The sequence below is a fragment of the Bradyrhizobium sp. CIR18 genome (assembly GCF_014198295.1).
GTDB lineage: Bacteria > Pseudomonadota > Alphaproteobacteria > Rhizobiales > Xanthobacteraceae > Bradyrhizobium.
Genome location: NZ_JACIHF010000003.1, coordinates 14,751 through 30,948 on the forward strand (window position 1 = coordinate 14,751; position 16,198 = coordinate 30,948).

16 protein-coding genes are annotated in these 16,198 nt (G+C 64.4%); 7 read left to right on the top strand and 9 right to left on the bottom strand.

The genetic code is table 11. The features are described from left to right. Nucleotides 1-13 precede the first annotated feature (13 nt). From GGD65_RS13010 to GGD65_RS13030, 5 genes are all read right to left on the bottom strand, one after another. Complete coding sequence (locus tag GGD65_RS13010; protein ID WP_018321324.1) at nucleotides 14-1,414, bottom strand: aspartate ammonia-lyase; 1,401 nt, start codon at nucleotides 1,412-1,414, stop codon at nucleotides 14-16. Between the two features lie 30 nt (nucleotides 1,415-1,444). Next, nucleotides 1,445-1,984 (bottom strand): hypothetical protein, encoded by a 540-nt coding sequence (locus GGD65_RS13015; RefSeq protein WP_183235526.1) that lies wholly within the window; start codon nucleotides 1,982-1,984, stop codon nucleotides 1,445-1,447. A gap of 100 nt (nucleotides 1,985-2,084) precedes the next feature. Next, nucleotides 2,085-2,687 carry a YqaA family protein gene (locus GGD65_RS13020; RefSeq protein ID WP_018321322.1) on the bottom strand — a complete coding sequence of 201 codons (603 nt, stop codon included), beginning with the start codon at nucleotides 2,685-2,687 and terminating at the stop codon, nucleotides 2,085-2,087. A 145-nt stretch (nucleotides 2,688-2,832) separates the two neighbouring features. Then, entirely contained in the window at nucleotides 2,833-3,237 is a 405-nt protein-coding gene (gene hisE / locus GGD65_RS13025; RefSeq protein WP_018321321.1) for a phosphoribosyl-ATP diphosphatase, read from the bottom strand. A 117-nt stretch (nucleotides 3,238-3,354) separates the two neighbouring features. Continuing rightward, nucleotides 3,355-3,723, bottom strand: a complete 369-nt coding sequence (locus GGD65_RS13030; RefSeq protein ID WP_018321320.1) for a hypothetical protein — start codon at nucleotides 3,721-3,723, stop codon at nucleotides 3,355-3,357. Nucleotides 3,724-3,952: 229 nt separating this feature from the next. On the opposite strand from GGD65_RS13030, the gene GGD65_RS13035 reads away from it, so the two are divergent. The 6 genes from GGD65_RS13035 to GGD65_RS13060 all read left to right on the top strand — a co-directional run bounded on the left by GGD65_RS13035 (nucleotide 3,953) and on the right by GGD65_RS13060 (nucleotide 11,610). Further along, nucleotides 3,953-5,002 (top strand): ABC transporter substrate-binding protein, encoded by a 1,050-nt coding sequence (locus tag GGD65_RS13035; protein WP_183235527.1) that lies wholly within the window; start codon nucleotides 3,953-3,955, stop codon nucleotides 5,000-5,002. Between the two features lie 85 nt (nucleotides 5,003-5,087). After that, a complete protein-coding gene (locus GGD65_RS13040; protein ID WP_018321318.1) occupies nucleotides 5,088-6,884 on the top strand; it encodes a glucan ABC transporter ATP-binding protein/ permease in 1,797 nt (598 codons plus the stop codon). Nucleotides 6,885-7,073: 189 nt separating this feature from the next. Continuing rightward, nucleotides 7,074-8,573 (top strand): D-alanyl-D-alanine carboxypeptidase family protein, encoded by a 1,500-nt coding sequence (locus GGD65_RS13045; protein WP_179738423.1) that lies wholly within the window; start codon nucleotides 7,074-7,076, stop codon nucleotides 8,571-8,573. A 187-nt stretch (nucleotides 8,574-8,760) separates the two neighbouring features. Beyond that, entirely contained in the window at nucleotides 8,761-10,446 is a 1,686-nt protein-coding gene (locus GGD65_RS13050) for a long-chain fatty acid--CoA ligase (RefSeq protein ID WP_018321316.1), read from the top strand. A gap of 15 nt (nucleotides 10,447-10,461) precedes the next feature. Further along, nucleotides 10,462-11,016, top strand: a complete 555-nt coding sequence (locus GGD65_RS13055; protein WP_183235528.1) for a DUF924 family protein — start codon at nucleotides 10,462-10,464, stop codon at nucleotides 11,014-11,016. Between the two features lie 108 nt (nucleotides 11,017-11,124). Then, a complete protein-coding gene (locus tag GGD65_RS13060) occupies nucleotides 11,125-11,610 on the top strand; it encodes a peroxiredoxin (protein ID WP_018321314.1) in 486 nt (161 codons plus the stop codon). A 146-nt stretch (nucleotides 11,611-11,756) separates the two neighbouring features. Here the strand turns inward: GGD65_RS13060 and rnhA are convergent, their stop codons facing one another. Genes rnhA through ispH form a run of 3 tightly spaced genes read right to left on the bottom strand, consistent with a single transcriptional unit; the run spans nucleotide 11,757 to nucleotide 14,176 of the window. Continuing rightward, complete coding sequence (gene rnhA, locus GGD65_RS13065) at nucleotides 11,757-12,221, bottom strand: ribonuclease HI (RefSeq protein ID WP_018321313.1); 465 nt, start codon at nucleotides 12,219-12,221, stop codon at nucleotides 11,757-11,759. Continuing rightward, nucleotides 12,218-13,201 carry a homoserine kinase gene (locus GGD65_RS13070; RefSeq protein WP_183235529.1) on the bottom strand — a complete coding sequence of 328 codons (984 nt, stop codon included), beginning with the start codon at nucleotides 13,199-13,201 and terminating at the stop codon, nucleotides 12,218-12,220. The genes rnhA and GGD65_RS13070 overlap by 4 nt, the downstream gene beginning before the upstream one ends. Before the next feature lie 6 nt (nucleotides 13,202-13,207). Next, nucleotides 13,208-14,176 carry a 4-hydroxy-3-methylbut-2-enyl diphosphate reductase gene (ispH, locus tag GGD65_RS13075; RefSeq protein WP_092254145.1) on the bottom strand — a complete coding sequence of 323 codons (969 nt, stop codon included), beginning with the start codon at nucleotides 14,174-14,176 and terminating at the stop codon, nucleotides 13,208-13,210. Nucleotides 14,177-14,419: 243 nt separating this feature from the next. On the opposite strand from ispH, the gene GGD65_RS13080 reads away from it, so the two are divergent. Further along, complete coding sequence (locus GGD65_RS13080; protein ID WP_026202531.1) at nucleotides 14,420-15,115, top strand: DUF1013 domain-containing protein; 696 nt, start codon at nucleotides 14,420-14,422, stop codon at nucleotides 15,113-15,115. Between the two features lie 305 nt (nucleotides 15,116-15,420). Here the strand turns inward: GGD65_RS13080 and GGD65_RS13085 are convergent, their stop codons facing one another. After that, nucleotides 15,421-16,167 carry an OmpW family protein gene (locus GGD65_RS13085; RefSeq protein ID WP_018321309.1) on the bottom strand — a complete coding sequence of 249 codons (747 nt, stop codon included), beginning with the start codon at nucleotides 16,165-16,167 and terminating at the stop codon, nucleotides 15,421-15,423. Nucleotides 16,168-16,198 lie beyond the last annotated feature (31 nt).

Genomic DNA, 16,198 nt, shown 5'->3' on the forward strand with positions numbered 1-16,198 from the left:
GGATGACGGCCGCCTACCCGATCAGATCCGGATTGATCAGCCGCTCGAACGAGAACATCTCGTCCCACTTCTCCTGCGTCAGCAGCTTGCGCTCGACCACCACGATCTGATGCAGCGACTTGCCGCTCTTGTAGCCCTCGCGCGCGATCTCGGCGCATTGCTTGTAGCCGAGCAGCGGCTTCAGCACCGTGACGATGCCGAGCGAGTTGAGCACCATGTTGCGGGTGTGCTCCTCGTTGGCGGTGATGCCGACCACGCAATTCTCGCGCAGGCTGTTGACCGCGCGCTCCATGGTGCGAATCGAGAAGAACAGCGCAAACGAGATCACCGGCTCCATCACGTTGAGCTGGAGCTGGCCGGCGGATGCCGCGAGCGTCACCGTGGTGTCGAGCCCGATGACAAGGAAGCTGGTCTGATTGACGACCTCGGGGATCACAGGATTGACCTTGCCCGGCATGATCGAGGAGCCCGGCTGCAGCTGCGGCAGGTTGATCTCGTTGAAGCCGGCACGCGGCCCGGAGGCGAGCAGGCGGATGTCGTTGCAGATCTTGGTCAGCTTGCTCGCGGTGCGCTTCAACACGCCCGAAAGCTGCACATAGGCGCCGGTGTCCGAGGTCGCCTCGACGAGATCGCCGGCGAGGATGAAGTCGACGCCGGTCAGCGCGCTGAGGTGCCGGACCGCGAGCTTGGGATAGCCGACCGCAGCGGTGACGGAGGTGCCGATCGCGGTGGCGCCGAGATTGATCTCGCGCAGCAGCGCACGCGCTTCCGAGATGCGATCGACCTCCTCGCCGATCGTGGTGCCCCAGCCCCGGAATTCGGCCCCGAGCGACATCGGCACGGCATCCTGCAGATGCGTGCGGCCCATCTTCAGCACACGGTCGAACTCGCGACCCTTGGCGAAGAAAGCTTCCTGGAGCTGACGCAGCGCGGTCATGTAGCTCTCGAGCCGCAGGATCAGCGCGAGACGAAAGGCGGTCGGATAGGTGTCGTTGGTCGACTGACCGTAATTGACGTGATCGTTCGGGCTGACGTGCTGATAGTCGCCCTTGCCGAAGCCGAGCGATTCCAGCGCGAGGTTCGCGATCACCTCGTTGGCGTTCATGTTGGTAGAGGTGCCGGCGCCGCCCTGGATGAAGTCGGTGACGAACTGGTCCATCATGTCGCCGGCGATGACGCGATCGCAGCCGAGGATGATCGCGTCCGCGACCTTGGCATCGATCGCGCCGAGATCGCGATTGGCCATGGCGGCTGCCTTCTTGACGTAACCGAGCGCCTTCACGAAGTAAGGCTCCTGGTTCATCGGAATGCCGGTGATGTGGAAGTTTTCCTTACCCCGGATGGTCTGGACGCCGTAATAGATGTCGTCGGCGATCTCACGCTGTCCGAGGAAGTCCTGCTCCGTACGGCTCATGGGCGCTCCTTGTTGCTCGCGCGACGTCCTTTAGTTCTGGCACAGCGCGCTGGTCACGAAAGTATCGGTGCGGCAGTCGTCCGGCTTGCGAGCCCTGCCGGGAATCAGGACCTTGGCCGAGCATTTCTCCGCGGAGTCTGCATTCAGGCTCTTGCCGTCCTTGTAACCCTTGCTCTGGCAGAGCTGGTCGGCGGCCTGCTTGCAATCGGGCGCGCCGTTGGACGAGGCCGGACAGGCCACCCGGCCCGACACCATGGTCGAGGGCTTCGCCAGCCGCGACAGTTCGTTCATGGTCTCGCTCGGGCTTTTGATCGGCGGCAGGATCGAGGGCAGCTTGTCGAACAGCTTGCCCATTTCATTGATCAGCCCGGGATTTTCCGCTGCCGCCGGCGGCGCCGATGGAGCGGGTGTCGACGGCTGAGGCGTGGCCTGCGGCCCCTGCTCCTGCAAGCCAAGCGCCGGCGGAGCGGATTGCGGCCATCCGGTCCCGGCGGCACCGAGCAGGACCAGCAGCACTGCTGATATCAGCGTCCCGAGCCGCAAGGCCGGATTGCCGGATCGAACCATCATGGCGGCAACCGTAGCCGAACCCGGCCCGGCGGCAAAGCGCGGGTTACCAAGTGAGCATGATCTTTTCGGAAAACCGCTTCACACTTTTCCGGATCATGCTCTAGATCAGCTTGATCGCCACCACGAAGCCGAGCACCAGCAGCGCAGCACCGATCGCCACCCACAATCCAAGACGCTCTTCGAGCTTGTGCCGGATCCAGTCGCCATAACGGTTGAGCAGGATCGCAACGACGAAGAAGCGTCCGCCGCGCGCGACGATCGAGCAGATCGTGAACAACAGAATGTTGTAGCCGGCAAAGCCCGAGGTGATTGTGACGAGCTTGTAGGGGATCGGCGTCAAACCCTTGAGCAGGATGATCACCGCGCCCCACTCCGCATAGGAGGCACGGAAGGCGTCGACCTTGTCGCCGAGGCCGTAGACCTGGATCAGCCAATGACCGACCGAGTCGAACAGCAGCGCGCCGATGGCGTAGCCCAGAATGCCGCCGAGCACCGAGGTGATGGTGCAGACGGCCGCGTAGAGCCAGGCGCGCTGCGGGCGCGCCAGCGACATCGGGATCAGCATCACATCCGGCGGCACCGGAAAGAAGGAGCTTTCGGCGAAAGATACCGCTCCCATGATCCAGAGCGCGTAGGGCTTGTGAGCGGCGTCGATGCACCAGTCGTAGATACGTTTCAGCATGGCGCCGCGATGAAGCACCATGGGACGGATTTGTCCATGCCGAGATTGAGGCGAATTATGACGTTTCGAGCATGATCCGGAAAAGTGTGCGGCGGTTTTCCGGAAAGATCATGCTCAAACAAGAGGCTAAAGCGCGATGAACCATTCACCGCGATCCCATCGCGCTTTAGTGGCGCTTGCGCGCGGCACGCCCCTCGAGCGCGACAATTGGCCGCCTGGCGGCCACGCGCGGTGACGCGACTTTGGGCAGCTTCATCGACGATTTCGGCAGCTTCTCGGCGATGCCGAGCATGTCTTCCCGCCGCGCCATCTCGCGCCAGACGTCCTCGGGACGCACGCCCGCAGAGGCCCAGAGCACGGTGAGATTGTACAAGAGATCGGCGCTTTCCCGGATCACGGCGTCGGCGTCGCCATTGACGGCGTCGATCACGACCTCGATGGCCTCTTCGGCGAGCTTCTTTGCCATTTTCGAGGGCCCGCGCTGAAACAGCCGGGCCGTACGCGATGTTGCCGGATCAAGATCCCTGGCCGCGAGCACAGCCAGATATAGCCGCTCAAGCGAATCACTCATGGTACTCAAAACTACTCTAAACAAATGGCGGGCGTGTTAACGCGCGGCAATAAAAGCAAAAAACAGGCCGGCGCAGCAAGCGCGACGGCCTGTCATGGTGAACTCCAGCTGCCAGAGCTAGTAGCAGTTCTGGTAGTAACCCTGGCCGCAGAACTCGGACGGAGCGGTGCCGCCATAGCGCTGATATTGGAAGTTCGGGCCTGGACCATAATAGGGCCCGTAGGCAGGGCCGCTGTAATAGGCGGGACCGCCGTAATAGCCATAGCCCGGACCGTAGTCATAGGCGTAGGAGTCACGGGTCGCGGCGATGGCAAGACCGGTGCCGATGGCCGCGAAAGCCGCAGCTGCGGCCGCGCCGCCTCCACCACCATGCCAGTGACGGCCGCCTGCATAGGACGCGGTCGGGGCAAGCGCGGTCAGCGCCAGCACCGCGGCGGTGGCCAGAACGGCCTTTCGGCCCGCAAACTTGGAGAATCGCTCGAACATGTCTTGGGCCCTCCTTGGGACCTGGAATGGACGCCTGCGGACAGGCTCATGCCTTTAAAACCCGCACAGCCTAAGTTGGGTTCCCCAACCCCAACACAAGCTGAACGGGGTTGCGTAATCGTGCCGCAACCGCCGCTCATCTGCCGTTCATGTTGGCGCGGAGAGACTGGCCGCAGCCGGGCGCCGCGAAGCGTCACGAAACCATAACAATGCGGAACCGGCGCAATCGATGTCAGGATTCAAGACGACCGCCCTCCGTTGCCTGCTGGCTGTCTCGATCTCGCTTGCAACGCTCGTTGCAGGCGATGTCAGTGCGGCCGAGACCGCTGCGCCGTCCGTTGCGATTCACTTCACCTTCGACCGTCCGTTGGACGCGAGCATGGCGCCGTTCTTCCTTGCGGCGAAGGACGGCAGGTTTAGCGCCGAACGTCTCAACGTGTCCTTCAACAGCGTAGCCGGATCGCCGGAGGCGCTCGCACGCGTCGCCAAGGGCGACAGCGAGCTTGCGCTGGTCGACATCAACGAGATGATCCGCCTTCGCGACAAGGAGGACTCGGCGCCGGTCAAGGCGGCGTTCGTGCTGTTCAACCGCGCGCCCTACGCGATCGTCGCGCGCAGGAGCCGCGGCATCCATGTCTTGTCCGATCTCGACGGCAAGACCGTCGGCGTTGCCGACGGCGATCTGTCGATGCGGCTGTGGCCGGCGCTGGCGCAGCAGAACGGTATCAAGGCATCGCGCGTCAAATTCCACAAGATTGGCGCTGCGGTCCGCGAGCCGATCCTGTCCGCGGGACAGGTCGATGCGGTCGCAGGCTTCAACTATCTCTCCGCGGTGAACCTGCGCGACCGCGGCGTGCCCGGCGCCGATCTCGTCGTGCTGCGTTATGCCGACTATGGCTGCGAGGCCTATGGCTTCGCTGTGGTGGTCAATCCCGCCTTCGCCGCGGCGAAGCCGGACGCCGTGAAGGGCTTCGTCCGCGCCTTGATCGCCGGCATCAATGCGACCATCAAGGAGCCGGCACGCGCGGCGGACGAGGCCGCGGGCCGCATCGACGACGGCGACCGCGACCTGGAGCTGGAGCGCCTGCGCACCGTCCTCGTCGACAACATCCTGACCGATGAGGTCAAGCGCAACGGCCTCGGCGGCGTCGAGCCCGCGCGCCTGGAGCGCTCGATCGACCAGATCGCGCAGGACTTCAAATTCCGCAAACGGCCCACGGCTGGCGACATCTTCGACGACCGGTTCCTGCCGCCGGTGGCGGGGCGGCTGATCAACTAAGAAAAACTGACAGCTTCCGCTATATCTCCCGCGCGATCCCTGCTTAAAATACGGGCTCCGTTATCCGCTTGAGTTCGTCGCCCGCATGCCCATCCTCCGTCTCTATACCCGCGTTCTCGAGCTGCTCGGCAAGGAGGCGCGGCTGGGCTGGCTGCTTGCGGTCGCCAACCTCCTGCTGGCGGGCTCGCAGTTCGCCGAGCCCGTGCTGTTCGGGCGGATCGTCGACGTGCTGTCGGGCAAGACCGTGGCCGGGTCGAGCTCGGCCTGGCCGTTCCTGGTAGCCTGGGTCGCGTTCGGGCTGTTCACCATTCTCTGCAGCGCGCTCGTGGCCTTGCAGGCCGACCGGCTCTCGCATCGCCAGCGCCAGGCGGTGCTGACCGATTATTTCGAGCACATCCTGCAATTGCCGCTGACCTTCCACTCCGGAACCCATTCGGGCCGGCTGATGAAGGTGATGCTCAACGGCACCGACGCCTTGTGGCGGCTGTGGCTCGGCTTCTTCCGCGAGCACTTTGCCGCAATCCTCTCGGTCGTGGTGCTGCTGCCGCTGTCGCTCTACTTGAACTGGCGATTGGCGATCCTGCTGTTCGTGCTCTGCATCGTCTTCACGGCACTGACGACCTTCGTGGTGCGCAAGACCTTCGGCATGCAGATGGCGGTCGAGGAGCAATATAGCGAGCTGTCCGCGCGCGCCTCCGATGCGCTCGGCAATGTCGCGCTGGTGCAGAGCTTCGTCCGCGTCGAATCCGAGGTGAAGGGACTGCGCTCCGTCGCCGACGAGCTGCTCGCCGCGCAAATGCCGGTGCTGTCGTGGTGGGCGCTCGTCACCGTCATCACGCGCGCCTCCACCACCATCACCGTGCTCGCAATCTTCACGCTCGGCATCGCGCTGCACGACCAGGGGCTGACCTCGGTCGGCGAGATCGTGATGTTCGTGAGCTTTGCGACGCTGCTGATCCAGAAGCTCGAGCAGGTGGTGAGCTTCATCAACAACGTGTTCATGGAAGCGCCCCGCCTGCGCGAGTTCTTCAATGTGCTTGACGCCGTGCCCGCGGTGCACGACCGGCCCGACGCGATCGACGCCGGCAGGCTGTCCGGTCTCGTCGAGTTCAACGACGTCACCTTTTCCTATGACGGCAAGCGGCCGGCGATCGAGGACCTCACCTTCACCGCACTGCCCGGCCAGACCATCGCGCTGGTCGGCCCCACCGGCGCCGGCAAATCCACCGCGATCGCGCTGTTGCATCGCGCCTTCGACCCGCAGTCGGGTTTCATCAAGATCGACGGCATGGACGTGCGCGGCGTCACGCTGACCTCGCTGCGCAGGAATATCGGCGTCGTGTTCCAGGAGGCGCTGCTGTTCAACCGCTCGATCGAGGAGAATCTGCGCGTCGGCAAGCCGGACGCGACCGAGGCCGAGATGCGCAAGGCGGCCGAGCGGGCGCAGGCGCTCGATTTCATCGAGCGCAGCGGCGGCTTCGAGACCAATGCCGGCGAGCGCGGCCGCATGCTGTCCGGCGGCGAGCGGCAGCGGCTGTCGATCGCCCGCGCGCTGTTGAAGGACCCGCCGATCCTGATCCTGGACGAGGCGACCTCCGCGCTCGACGCCGTCACCGAGGCCAAGGTGAATGCCGCTCTCGACGAAGTGATGAAGGGCCGCACCACCTTCGTGATCGCCCACCGCCTCTCCACCATCCGCAACGCCACGCGGATCCTGGTGTTCGAGAACGGACGGGTGATCGAAAGCGGAACTTTCGATGAACTGGTGGCCAAGAGCGGCCATTTCGCCGAGCTCGCCAGGGCCCAATTCATGGTTCACGAGACCACACGGGCCAGTGTGACAGCCGCTGAGGCTGCTGCGACTGCTGCCAAATCTCCCTAGCAAGTCCCCACAGGATCGTCGAAATTCGGCCTATTTCATTGCGGAATACCCCGCTCATGCCCCTGTTCTCGACGCACCAGCCGGTATAGGTTTGCGGCGCCGCAAGCGGCGGCGCTGGATTTCAGAACCGACACTCAGATCACGAGCACCGCCCGGAACTGGCGGGTCTCCAAGGACCGGAATCGGATAGTGCACGCCCTACGCCCGCTGCTTCGCAAATCCCTGTTCAACCTGTTCGCTGCGAGCCTCGCATGTGCCGCGCTGCTGGCGCCGCGCGCAGCGAGCGCCGAAGCGCTGCTGCTGATCGAGGCCGACACTGGCAAGGTGTTGCAGGCCGAGAACGCGACCATTCCCTGGTATCCGGCCTCCGTCACCAAGATCATGACAGCCTATGTGACGTTGAGGGCGGTCAAGGACGGCCGGTTGACGCTCGACACGCTGCTCACGGTTTCGCCGACGGCGGCCTCGCAGTCGCCCTCGAAGATGGGGTTCCGTCCGGGAACGCAGCTCACCGTCGACAACGCGCTGAAGATGATGATGGTCAAGTCGGCGAACGACATGGCCGTGGTGCTCGCCGAAGGCGTCGGCGGTTCGATCGACGGTTTCTCCGCGATGATGAACGACACCGCGAAGAAGCTCGGCATGACGCAGACCAGCTACGTCAATCCGAACGGCCTGCCCGCAGACGGCCAGATCACGTCGGCGCGCGACCTCGGCATCCTCGCCCGCTCGTTCCTGCGCGACCTGCCGGAATACGAATACTTCGTGCACATCCCGGCGATCCGCTTCGGCAAGCGCACCACCGGCAATTTTAACAAGCTGATCGGCCGCTATCCTGGCGCCGACGGTTTCAAGACCGGCTTCATCTGCGCCTCCGGCTACAACCTCGTCGCCTCCGCCACGCGCAACGGCCGCCGGCTGATCGCGGTGGTGCTCGGCGCCAATTCCGGCACCGCGCGCGCGGTGAAGGCGGCGCAGTTGCTGGAGCGCGGCTTCGGCCAGGACAATCTGACGTGGCTGCGCCCCTCGCTCGGCACGGTCGATAACCTCGTGCCGGTCGATGCCTCGCCGCCGAACCTGCGCGACGAGATGTGCGGCGGTCATCGCAAGCGGCCGGCCAGCGACGACGACGATGCGCTGATTGCGGCCAATGGCGCGACGTCCGGATCGGCCTCGGCCACCGGCGGCGAAGCCCAGGTGACCTTCTTCACCGCCGGCCTCCAGCCGCCCCTGATGAAGGCCTCCGAGCTGATGGCCTCGGCTCCGGCGGCGACTGAGCCCGTGCTGGTCTATACCGGCCCGACCCGCACCGGCACCGCCCTGATCGCGGCGGTGGCGGCCGATGCCGACCAGCAGACGGCGTCCAAGCCGCGTGGCAAGAAGTCGCGCGTGGCCAAGAAGCCTGACGCGGCCGACAAGCCGAAGGACGCGGGCAAGGACGCCGCGAAGGACACCAAGACGGCGGCCGTGAAGCCTGTTGCCAAGCCGGCTGAGGCCAAGAAAAACGATAAGAGCGACGCCAAGAACGACGCCAAGACTGCGGCTAAGCCGGCCGCGCCCAAGCATGCCGCCGCCAAGCACGATGCGGCGGCAAAACCCGCCGAGAAGCCTGCGGCAAGCAGCGAACCGAAGCCCGCCAAGCCCAAGGCCGCAACCAAGCCCGCGGCCAAGCCGGCCAACAACAGTTAACGGACCGCCGAACCGGGCCCCCCGCGCTTCGCACCTGCGGCAGCGCGGTATCGACGATTCCAGTAGCCACTTCCTGACCTATGTCTTAAGCCTCGACGACTTGCCACCCGTTCCGGCAGGCTCGATACTGGCGGCAATGAGGCAAGCCCGAGACACAACGGGCTCTGGTAGATGAGGGGAGTTTTCCATGGAGCGCATCTGGCTCAAGCAATATCCGCCCGGCGTGCCCGCCGATATCGAGCCGACCCAATACGCATCGCTGGTCGATCTGCTGGAGGAGAGCTTCACCAAGTTCGCCGACCGCAAGGCGTTCATCTGCATGGACAAGTCCATCAGCTACCGCGACCTCGACCAGATGTCGGTCGCGCTCGGCGCCTATTTGCAGGGCCGCGGACTGCAGCGCGGCGCCCGCGTCGCCATCATGATGCCGAACGTGCTGCAATATCCGATCGCGACCGCCGCGGTGCTGCGCGCCGGCTTCGCGGTGGTCAACGTCAATCCGCTCTACACGCCGCGTGAGCTCGAGCACCAGCTCAAGGATTCCGGCGCCGAAGCCATCATCGTGCTGGAGAATTTCGCCCACACCGTCGAGCAGGTGATCGCCAAGACGCAGGTCAAGCACGTCATCGTCGGCAGCATGGGCGATCTGCTCGGCTTCAAGGGCGTGATCGTCAATCTCGTCGTCCGCCGCGTCAAGAAGATGGTACCGGCATGGTCGCTGCCGGGCTCGGTCTCTTTCAACGATGCGGTGTCGGCCGGCCGCGGCATGACCTTCAACAAGCCAAAACTCTCGCCGGGCGACGTCGCGTTCCTGCAATATACCGGCGGCACCACCGGCGTCTCCAAGGGCGCCACCCTGCTCCACCGCAACATCGTCGCCAACGTCCTGCAGAACGACGCCTGGCTGCAGCCGGCGCTCGCCGCGCCGCCGCATGTCGACCAGCTCATGATCGTCTGCGCGCTGCCGCTCTATCACATTTTCGCGCTGACGGCCTGCTACCTGCTCGCGGTGCGCGCCGGCGGCTGCAATCTCCTGATCCCCAACCCGCGCGACATCGCCGGCTTCGTCAAGGAGCTGGCAAAATACCAGGTCAACAGCTTCCCGGCCGTGAACACGCTCTACAACGGCCTGATGCACCACCCTGATTTCAAGAAGCTCGACTTCTCCAAGCTGAAGATCTCCAACGGCGGCGGCATGGCGGTGCAGCGCCCCGTGGCCGATCAATGGAAGGCGATCACTGGCTGCTTCATCGCCGAGGGTTACGGCCTGTCGGAGACTTCGCCGACGCTGACCTGCAATCCGGCAACGGCAACCGAGTTCACGGGGACGATCGGCATTCCCGTGCCGTCAACCTACATCTCGATCCGCGACGACGACGGCAACGAAGTGCCGCTCGGCCAGGCCGGCGAGATCTGTGCCAAGGGTCCGCAGGTGATGTCGGGCTACTGGAACAGGCCCGAGGAGACCGCGAAGGTGATGACCGCGGACGGCTATTTCCGCACCGGCGACATCGGCATCATGGACGAGAAGGGCTACACCAAGATCGTCGACCGCAAGAAGGACATGATCCTGGTCTCAGGCTTCAACGTCTATCCCAACGAGATCGAGGAAGTGATCGCGAGCCATCCGGGCGTGCTCGAATGCGCCGTGATCGGCATTCCCGATTCCAAGTCGGGCGAAGCGGTAAAGGCTTTCGTGGTGAAGAAGGATCAAAACCTCACTGCCGAGGCCGTGATCAAATTCTGTCACGAGCAGCTCACCGGCTACAAGGTGCCCAAGCACATCGAATTCCGCAGCGACCTGCCCAAGACCAATGTCGGCAAGATCCTGCGACGCGAATTGCGCGACGAGAAGAAAGCTCAGGCGGCGTAAGCGCGTCTGCGGTTCATGACTGTCGTCGACGATATCGCGCCATCAGGCATTCTCGCCTTCTGGCGCGAGGCCGGCCGCGAGCGCTGGTACAAGCGCAACGACGCCTTCGATGCCGAGGTCAGGCGCCGCTTCCTTGCTTTGTGGCAGAAGGCGGTCGCCGGCGAGCTCGCGTCATGGGAGGCAAGCGATGACGGCGCACTCGCGCTGGTCATCGTGCTCGACCAATTCCCCCGCAACATGTTCCGCGGCACGTCCCAGGCCTTTGCCAGCGATGCCCAGGCGCGCGATGTCGCCCGCCGGGCGATCGATCGCGGGGTCGATGAGAGGATCGATCCGGTCCTGCTCGAATTCGTTTATTTGCCCTTCATGCATTCCGAGCACCTGCCCGACCAGCTGCGTTGCGTCGCGTTGTTTCAGAACACCGAGAATGCCGAAAACCTGAAATACGCCCGGGAGCACGCCGACATCATCCAGCGGTTCGGCCGGTTTCCCCACCGCAACCGCCTGCTCGGCCGCGACAGCACCGAGGAAGAGCAGGCCTTTCTCGACAAGGGGGGCTTCGCCGGCTGATGACATCACGGTGAAAGGGACCCACCCTCACCGCTTCGCCCGCCGGCAATATTGTGCAGGCCCGCCGCACGGTCTAATAAGCGGGATCGATATTCAGGGAGACCGACAATGGCGATCCAGACTGGCGACAAGCTGCCCGAGGCGAAATTCCGCGTGATGACGGCGGAAGGCCCGCAAGTGAAGACCACCGACGATATCTTCAAAGGCAAGAAGGTGGCGCTGTTCGCGGTGCCCGGCGCCTATACCGGCACCTGCCACAAGATGCATCTGCCGAGCATCTTCCTCAACGCCTATGCCCTGAAGGACAAGGGCGTCGACAGCATCGCCATCGTCTCCGTCAACGACGCCTTCGTCATGAACGCCTGGAAGCGCGACACCGACCAGCGCGACGAGGCCATCTTCCTCGCTGACGGCAACGCCGATTTCACCAAGGCGATCGGCATGGAGCTGGACGCCTCCGCCAACGGCCTCGGCATCCGCTCCAAGCGCTATTCGATGCTGGTCGAGGACGGCGTGGTCAAGAAGCTCAACCTCGAGGCGATGCCCGGCAAGGTCGAGGTCTCCGGCGGCGATACGCTGCTGGGGCAGCTCTGAGCCGCGGCGAAAGTGCCGTAGTGCCGGAGGGTGGGCAAAGCGAAGCGTGCCCACCGACTTCCCATGAGAGAAAGGTGGTGGGCACGGCGCTGACGCGCCTTAGCCCACCCTACGAAACCTGAGAATGGAGCACCGACAACGCGTCGCTACTCCGCAAGCCGCTGCTGCAGCCGCGCCTTCACGATCCCGTCGCGCGCCAGCTGATCCGCGCGCTCGTTCTCGGGATGGCCGGCATGGCCCTTGACCCAGTGCCAGCGGACCTCGTGCTGCTTCAGCGCGGCATCCAGGCGCTGCCATAGCTCGACATTCTTCACCGGCTTCTTGTCGGCGGTGCGCCAGCCGTTGCGCTTCCAGCCGAAGATCCAGCCGGTGATGCCCTGCCGGACATACTGGCTGTCGGTGTAGAGATCGACCGTGCACGGCTTCTTCAGCGCCTCGAGCGCGGAGATCGCCGCCATCAGCTCCATCTGGTTGTTGGTGGTGTGGCGCTCGCCGCCGTTCAGCTCTTTTTCCTTGTCGCCGAACTTCAGGATCGCGCCCCAGCCGCCCGGCCCGGGATTCCCCGAGCAGGCGCCATCAGTATAGATCGTGACGACGGGCTTTTCGCTCACGCGACCAATCCTGACGGCATCAGCCCGTAATCGCGTACGCTCGTCACGCTCTGGTGGAAGCGCAGCTTGCGAAAATATTCCAGCGGGTCCTTCGGCTTGACCAGCGCGCCGGGCGGCACGTTGAGCCAGTCCACCAGCCGCGTCAGCAGGAAGCGGATCGCAGCGCCGCGCGCCAAGAGCGGCAGCGCGGCCTCTTCCCCCTCCGAGAGCTTTCGCACGCGGCCATAGGCGTTGAGGAAGGCGCGCGCCTTGGTGACGTTGAAGGAATGATCCGGCTCGAAGCACCAGGCGTTGAGGCAGATCGCGACGTCATAGGCCAGCATGTCGTTGCAGGCGAAGGTGAAGTCGATGATCCCCGAGAGCTGGTCGCCGAGGAAGAAGACGTTGTCGTTGAAGAGGTCGGCGTGGATCACGCCCTCAGGCAGATTGTCCGGCCAGATCCCGCTCGAGAGATGGTCGAGCTCGGTCGCCAGGAACGCGCGCAGGCCCGGCTGCACCTCATCGGCACGGTTCGAGGCCGCATCGAACAGCGGCCGCCAGCCCGCGACCGACAGCGCATTGGCGCGCCGAACCGCAAAGTTCGCGCCGGCCAGATGCATCTTCGCCAGCGCCGCACCGACGCCGGCGCAATGGGCGACGTTCGGCTTGCGCGGCCACATGCCTTCGAGAAAGGTGATGATCGCCGCGGGACGCCCGGACAGCTCGCGCAACGCCTCGCCGTCTCTTCCCTTCACCGGCAGCGGGCAGTTGATGCCGTGCTCGGCCAGATGCGTCATCAGCGCGAGGAAGAACGGCAAATCGTTCTTCGCCACCCGCTTCTCGTAGAGCGTGAGGATGAACGACCCCTGGCTGGTATGCAGCAGGAAGTTGGTGTTCTCGACGCCCTCGGCGATGCCCTTGTAGGAGAGCAATTCGCCGAGCTCGTATTGCTTCAGGAAATCCGCAAGCTCGTCGGCGGCAACGTCGGTGTAGACCGCCATAAAGGTCTACTCGGCGGCGGCTTCGGGGCGCACCTGACGCGGCAGCGGGAAGAACTCGTTCTCCTCAGCGGCCGAGACCGTCTCCACATGCAGCGTGTAGCGCTCGGCGAAGGCGTCCATGATCTCTTCGACGATCACTTCCGGCGCGGAAGCGCCCGCAGTGATGCCGAGGCTCGAAATGTTGCCGAACTTGTCCCAGTCGATGTCGGTGGCGCGCTGCGCCAGCACCGCGATCCGGCAGCCCTCGCGCTCGGCGACCTCGCGCAGGCGCTGCGAGTTCGACGAATTGGGAGCACCGACGACGATGAGCGCGTCGACCACCGGCGCCACCTTCTTCACCGCGAGCTGGCGGTTGGTGGTGGCGTAGCAGATGTCTTCCTTGTGCGGCCCGTTGATGTTCGGGAAGCGCTCCTTCAGCAGCGCCACGATCTCCGCGGTGTCGTCGATCGACAGCGTGGTCTGGGTCACGAAGGCGAGGTTGTTGGGGTCCTTCGGGGAGATCGTCTTGGCATCCTCGGCGGTCTCGATCAGGGTCACGGCGCCGGTCGGAAGCTGGCCGAGCGTGCCGACCACCTCGGGATGATGGGAGTGGCCGATCAGGAAGATCTCGCGGCCACGCTTGAAGTGGATCGCGGCCTCGCGGTGCACCTTGGTCACCAGCGGGCAGGTCGCATCCAGCGAGAACAAATTGCGGGACTGGGCGTCGGCCGGAACCGATTTCGGCACGCCGTGGGCCGAGAACACCACCGGCGCGGTGGTGTTTTCCGGGATTTCGGCGAGCTCCTCGACGAAGATGGCGCCCTTTTTCTTCAACCCGTCGACGACATATTTGTTGTGCACAATCTCATGGCGAACATAGACGGGGGCGCCGTACTTATCGAGCGCCCGTTCCACGGTGTCGATCGCCCGGACCACCCCGGCGCAGAAGCCACGGGGAGAACAAAGCACGATCTTGAGGTCTGGTTTGGCTGACATTGAGCGATCTCGGGACCGAATCACCTCGCCAAATGGGCGGGAAGCGGTCGATGAATGGAATAGGGCTTGGGTACGGGCTTACAGGGAATTGGGCCCCCTTTCGGGCGCTGTCAAGGCACTATCTATAGCAGAACCATTGCGTGGCTACCCCCTCCGGGCTTATATAGCGCGAATTCCCAGTCATCGCTGATGACCACCGGTTTCGCCTCCAGAGGGGTGGGCGAAGCACAAAGGAGATTTGCCATGAGCAACGCACCTCTGATGCCCAAGGCGACCGCCGTCTGGCTGCTCGACAACACCGCGCTGACCTTCGATCAGGTCGCCGATTTCACCAAGATGCATCCCCTCGAGGTGCGCGCGATCGCCGACGGCGATGCTGCCCAGGGCATCAAGGGCATGGATCCCCTCTCCAACGGCCAGCTGACCCGCGAGGAGATCGAGAAGGGCGAGCGGAATCCGGATTATCGGCTCCGCCTCCAGGAGAGCAAGGTGGTGCTGCCGCCCCAGCCCAAGCGCAAGGGCCCGCGCTACACTCCGGTCTCGCGCCGCCATGAGCGTCCGAGCGCCATCCTCTGGCTGCTGCGCAACCATGCCGAGCTCAAGGACGCCCAGATCATGCGCCTGGTCGGCACCACCAAGAGCACCATCGCGAGCGTGCGGGACCGAACCCACTGGAACACCTCCCAGCTGACCCCGATCGACCCCGTCACCCTCGGTCTCTGCTCGCAGATCGAGCTCGATTTCGAGGTGGCGCGCGCCGCCAAGGAGAAGCCGATCGACGCAGCCTATGGCGGCGCCACGCTGCTGCCGGCCTCCGAGACCACCAAGAAGGACGAGTTCGAGCCGGCCGAGCGATCGAGCGACGACCTCAATCTCGACGCCGTGTTCGCCAAGCTGAAGACGCTCGGCGGCAAGAAGCAGGAAGACGAGGAGGAGTAGTTCTTCTCTCGTTCATTCACCATCGAATGCAAACGCGGCGGGAAATCCCGCCGCGTTTTTGTTTGTAAGAACGGCTGAGTGAATGCGACGCATGTCGCCACACGCGAGCTGCGTTCCCTCCCCCCTTGTGGGGGAGGGTTAGGGAGAGGGGTATCCCACGGGGACACCCTCGATCAGCTCAAGAGCATCGCGCGCAAGTCTCTCGCACCTTTTCCTGGACCACCCCTCTCCCCCGCCCTCCCCCACAAAGGGGGGAGGGAGCGCAGGGTCGGCTGCGGCCACAGCTTGTCTCCAAGCAACGCCCCTCAGAACTTGTAAGTCACGCCTGCGCCGACCAGCCACGGATCGATATGCGCGGTGCCGGTGACCGGCAGGCCGGAGACGATGGCGCTGTAATCCGGACGCAGCCAGAGCTTCTTGACGTCGACGTTGAGACCCCAGTGCCGGTCGATCATGTAGTCGAAGCCGAACTGCACGGCGCCGCCGAAGGCGTTGCTGACATGCAAATTGGTGGTGGTGGCGACGATCGCGGGCGGACCGGCGATTGCGGCAGGCGTGTTGGCCGCGGAATTGTTGAAGAACACGGTGTAGTTCACGCCGGCGCCGACATACGGCTTGAACGCGCCGAACTGATCGAAGTGATATTGCAGCGTCAGCGTCGGCGGCAGCAGCGTGGTCTTGCCGATCGGCAGGTTGGCGAGCGAGCCGGTGCCGCTGATCGAGTGCCGGGTCACGCCGAGGATCAGTTCGGCCGCGATGTTCCTGGTGAAGAAGTAGCTGATGTCGAGCTCGGGGACGACCTGGTCGCTGATCGAAAGGCCGGAATTCGGCGAGGACAGCGAGGGCACGCCCGCCACGTTGACGGTCGAGCCGCCGGCATCCGGCAACACGCCGAGCACGCGCAGACGCACCATCCACGGATTGAACGCCTCCACCGGCGGCGGCGCCTTCTTGTAGACCGGCAGATCGGCAGCCTGCACCGATGCAAACGTGCCCGCGAGCATCGCGCCAACCGTCGCAAGCCGCGCCAGGTTTCTTGTCGTTCTCTGCATTTCAATCCCCTTCAGCCTTCACTCGCGCGTC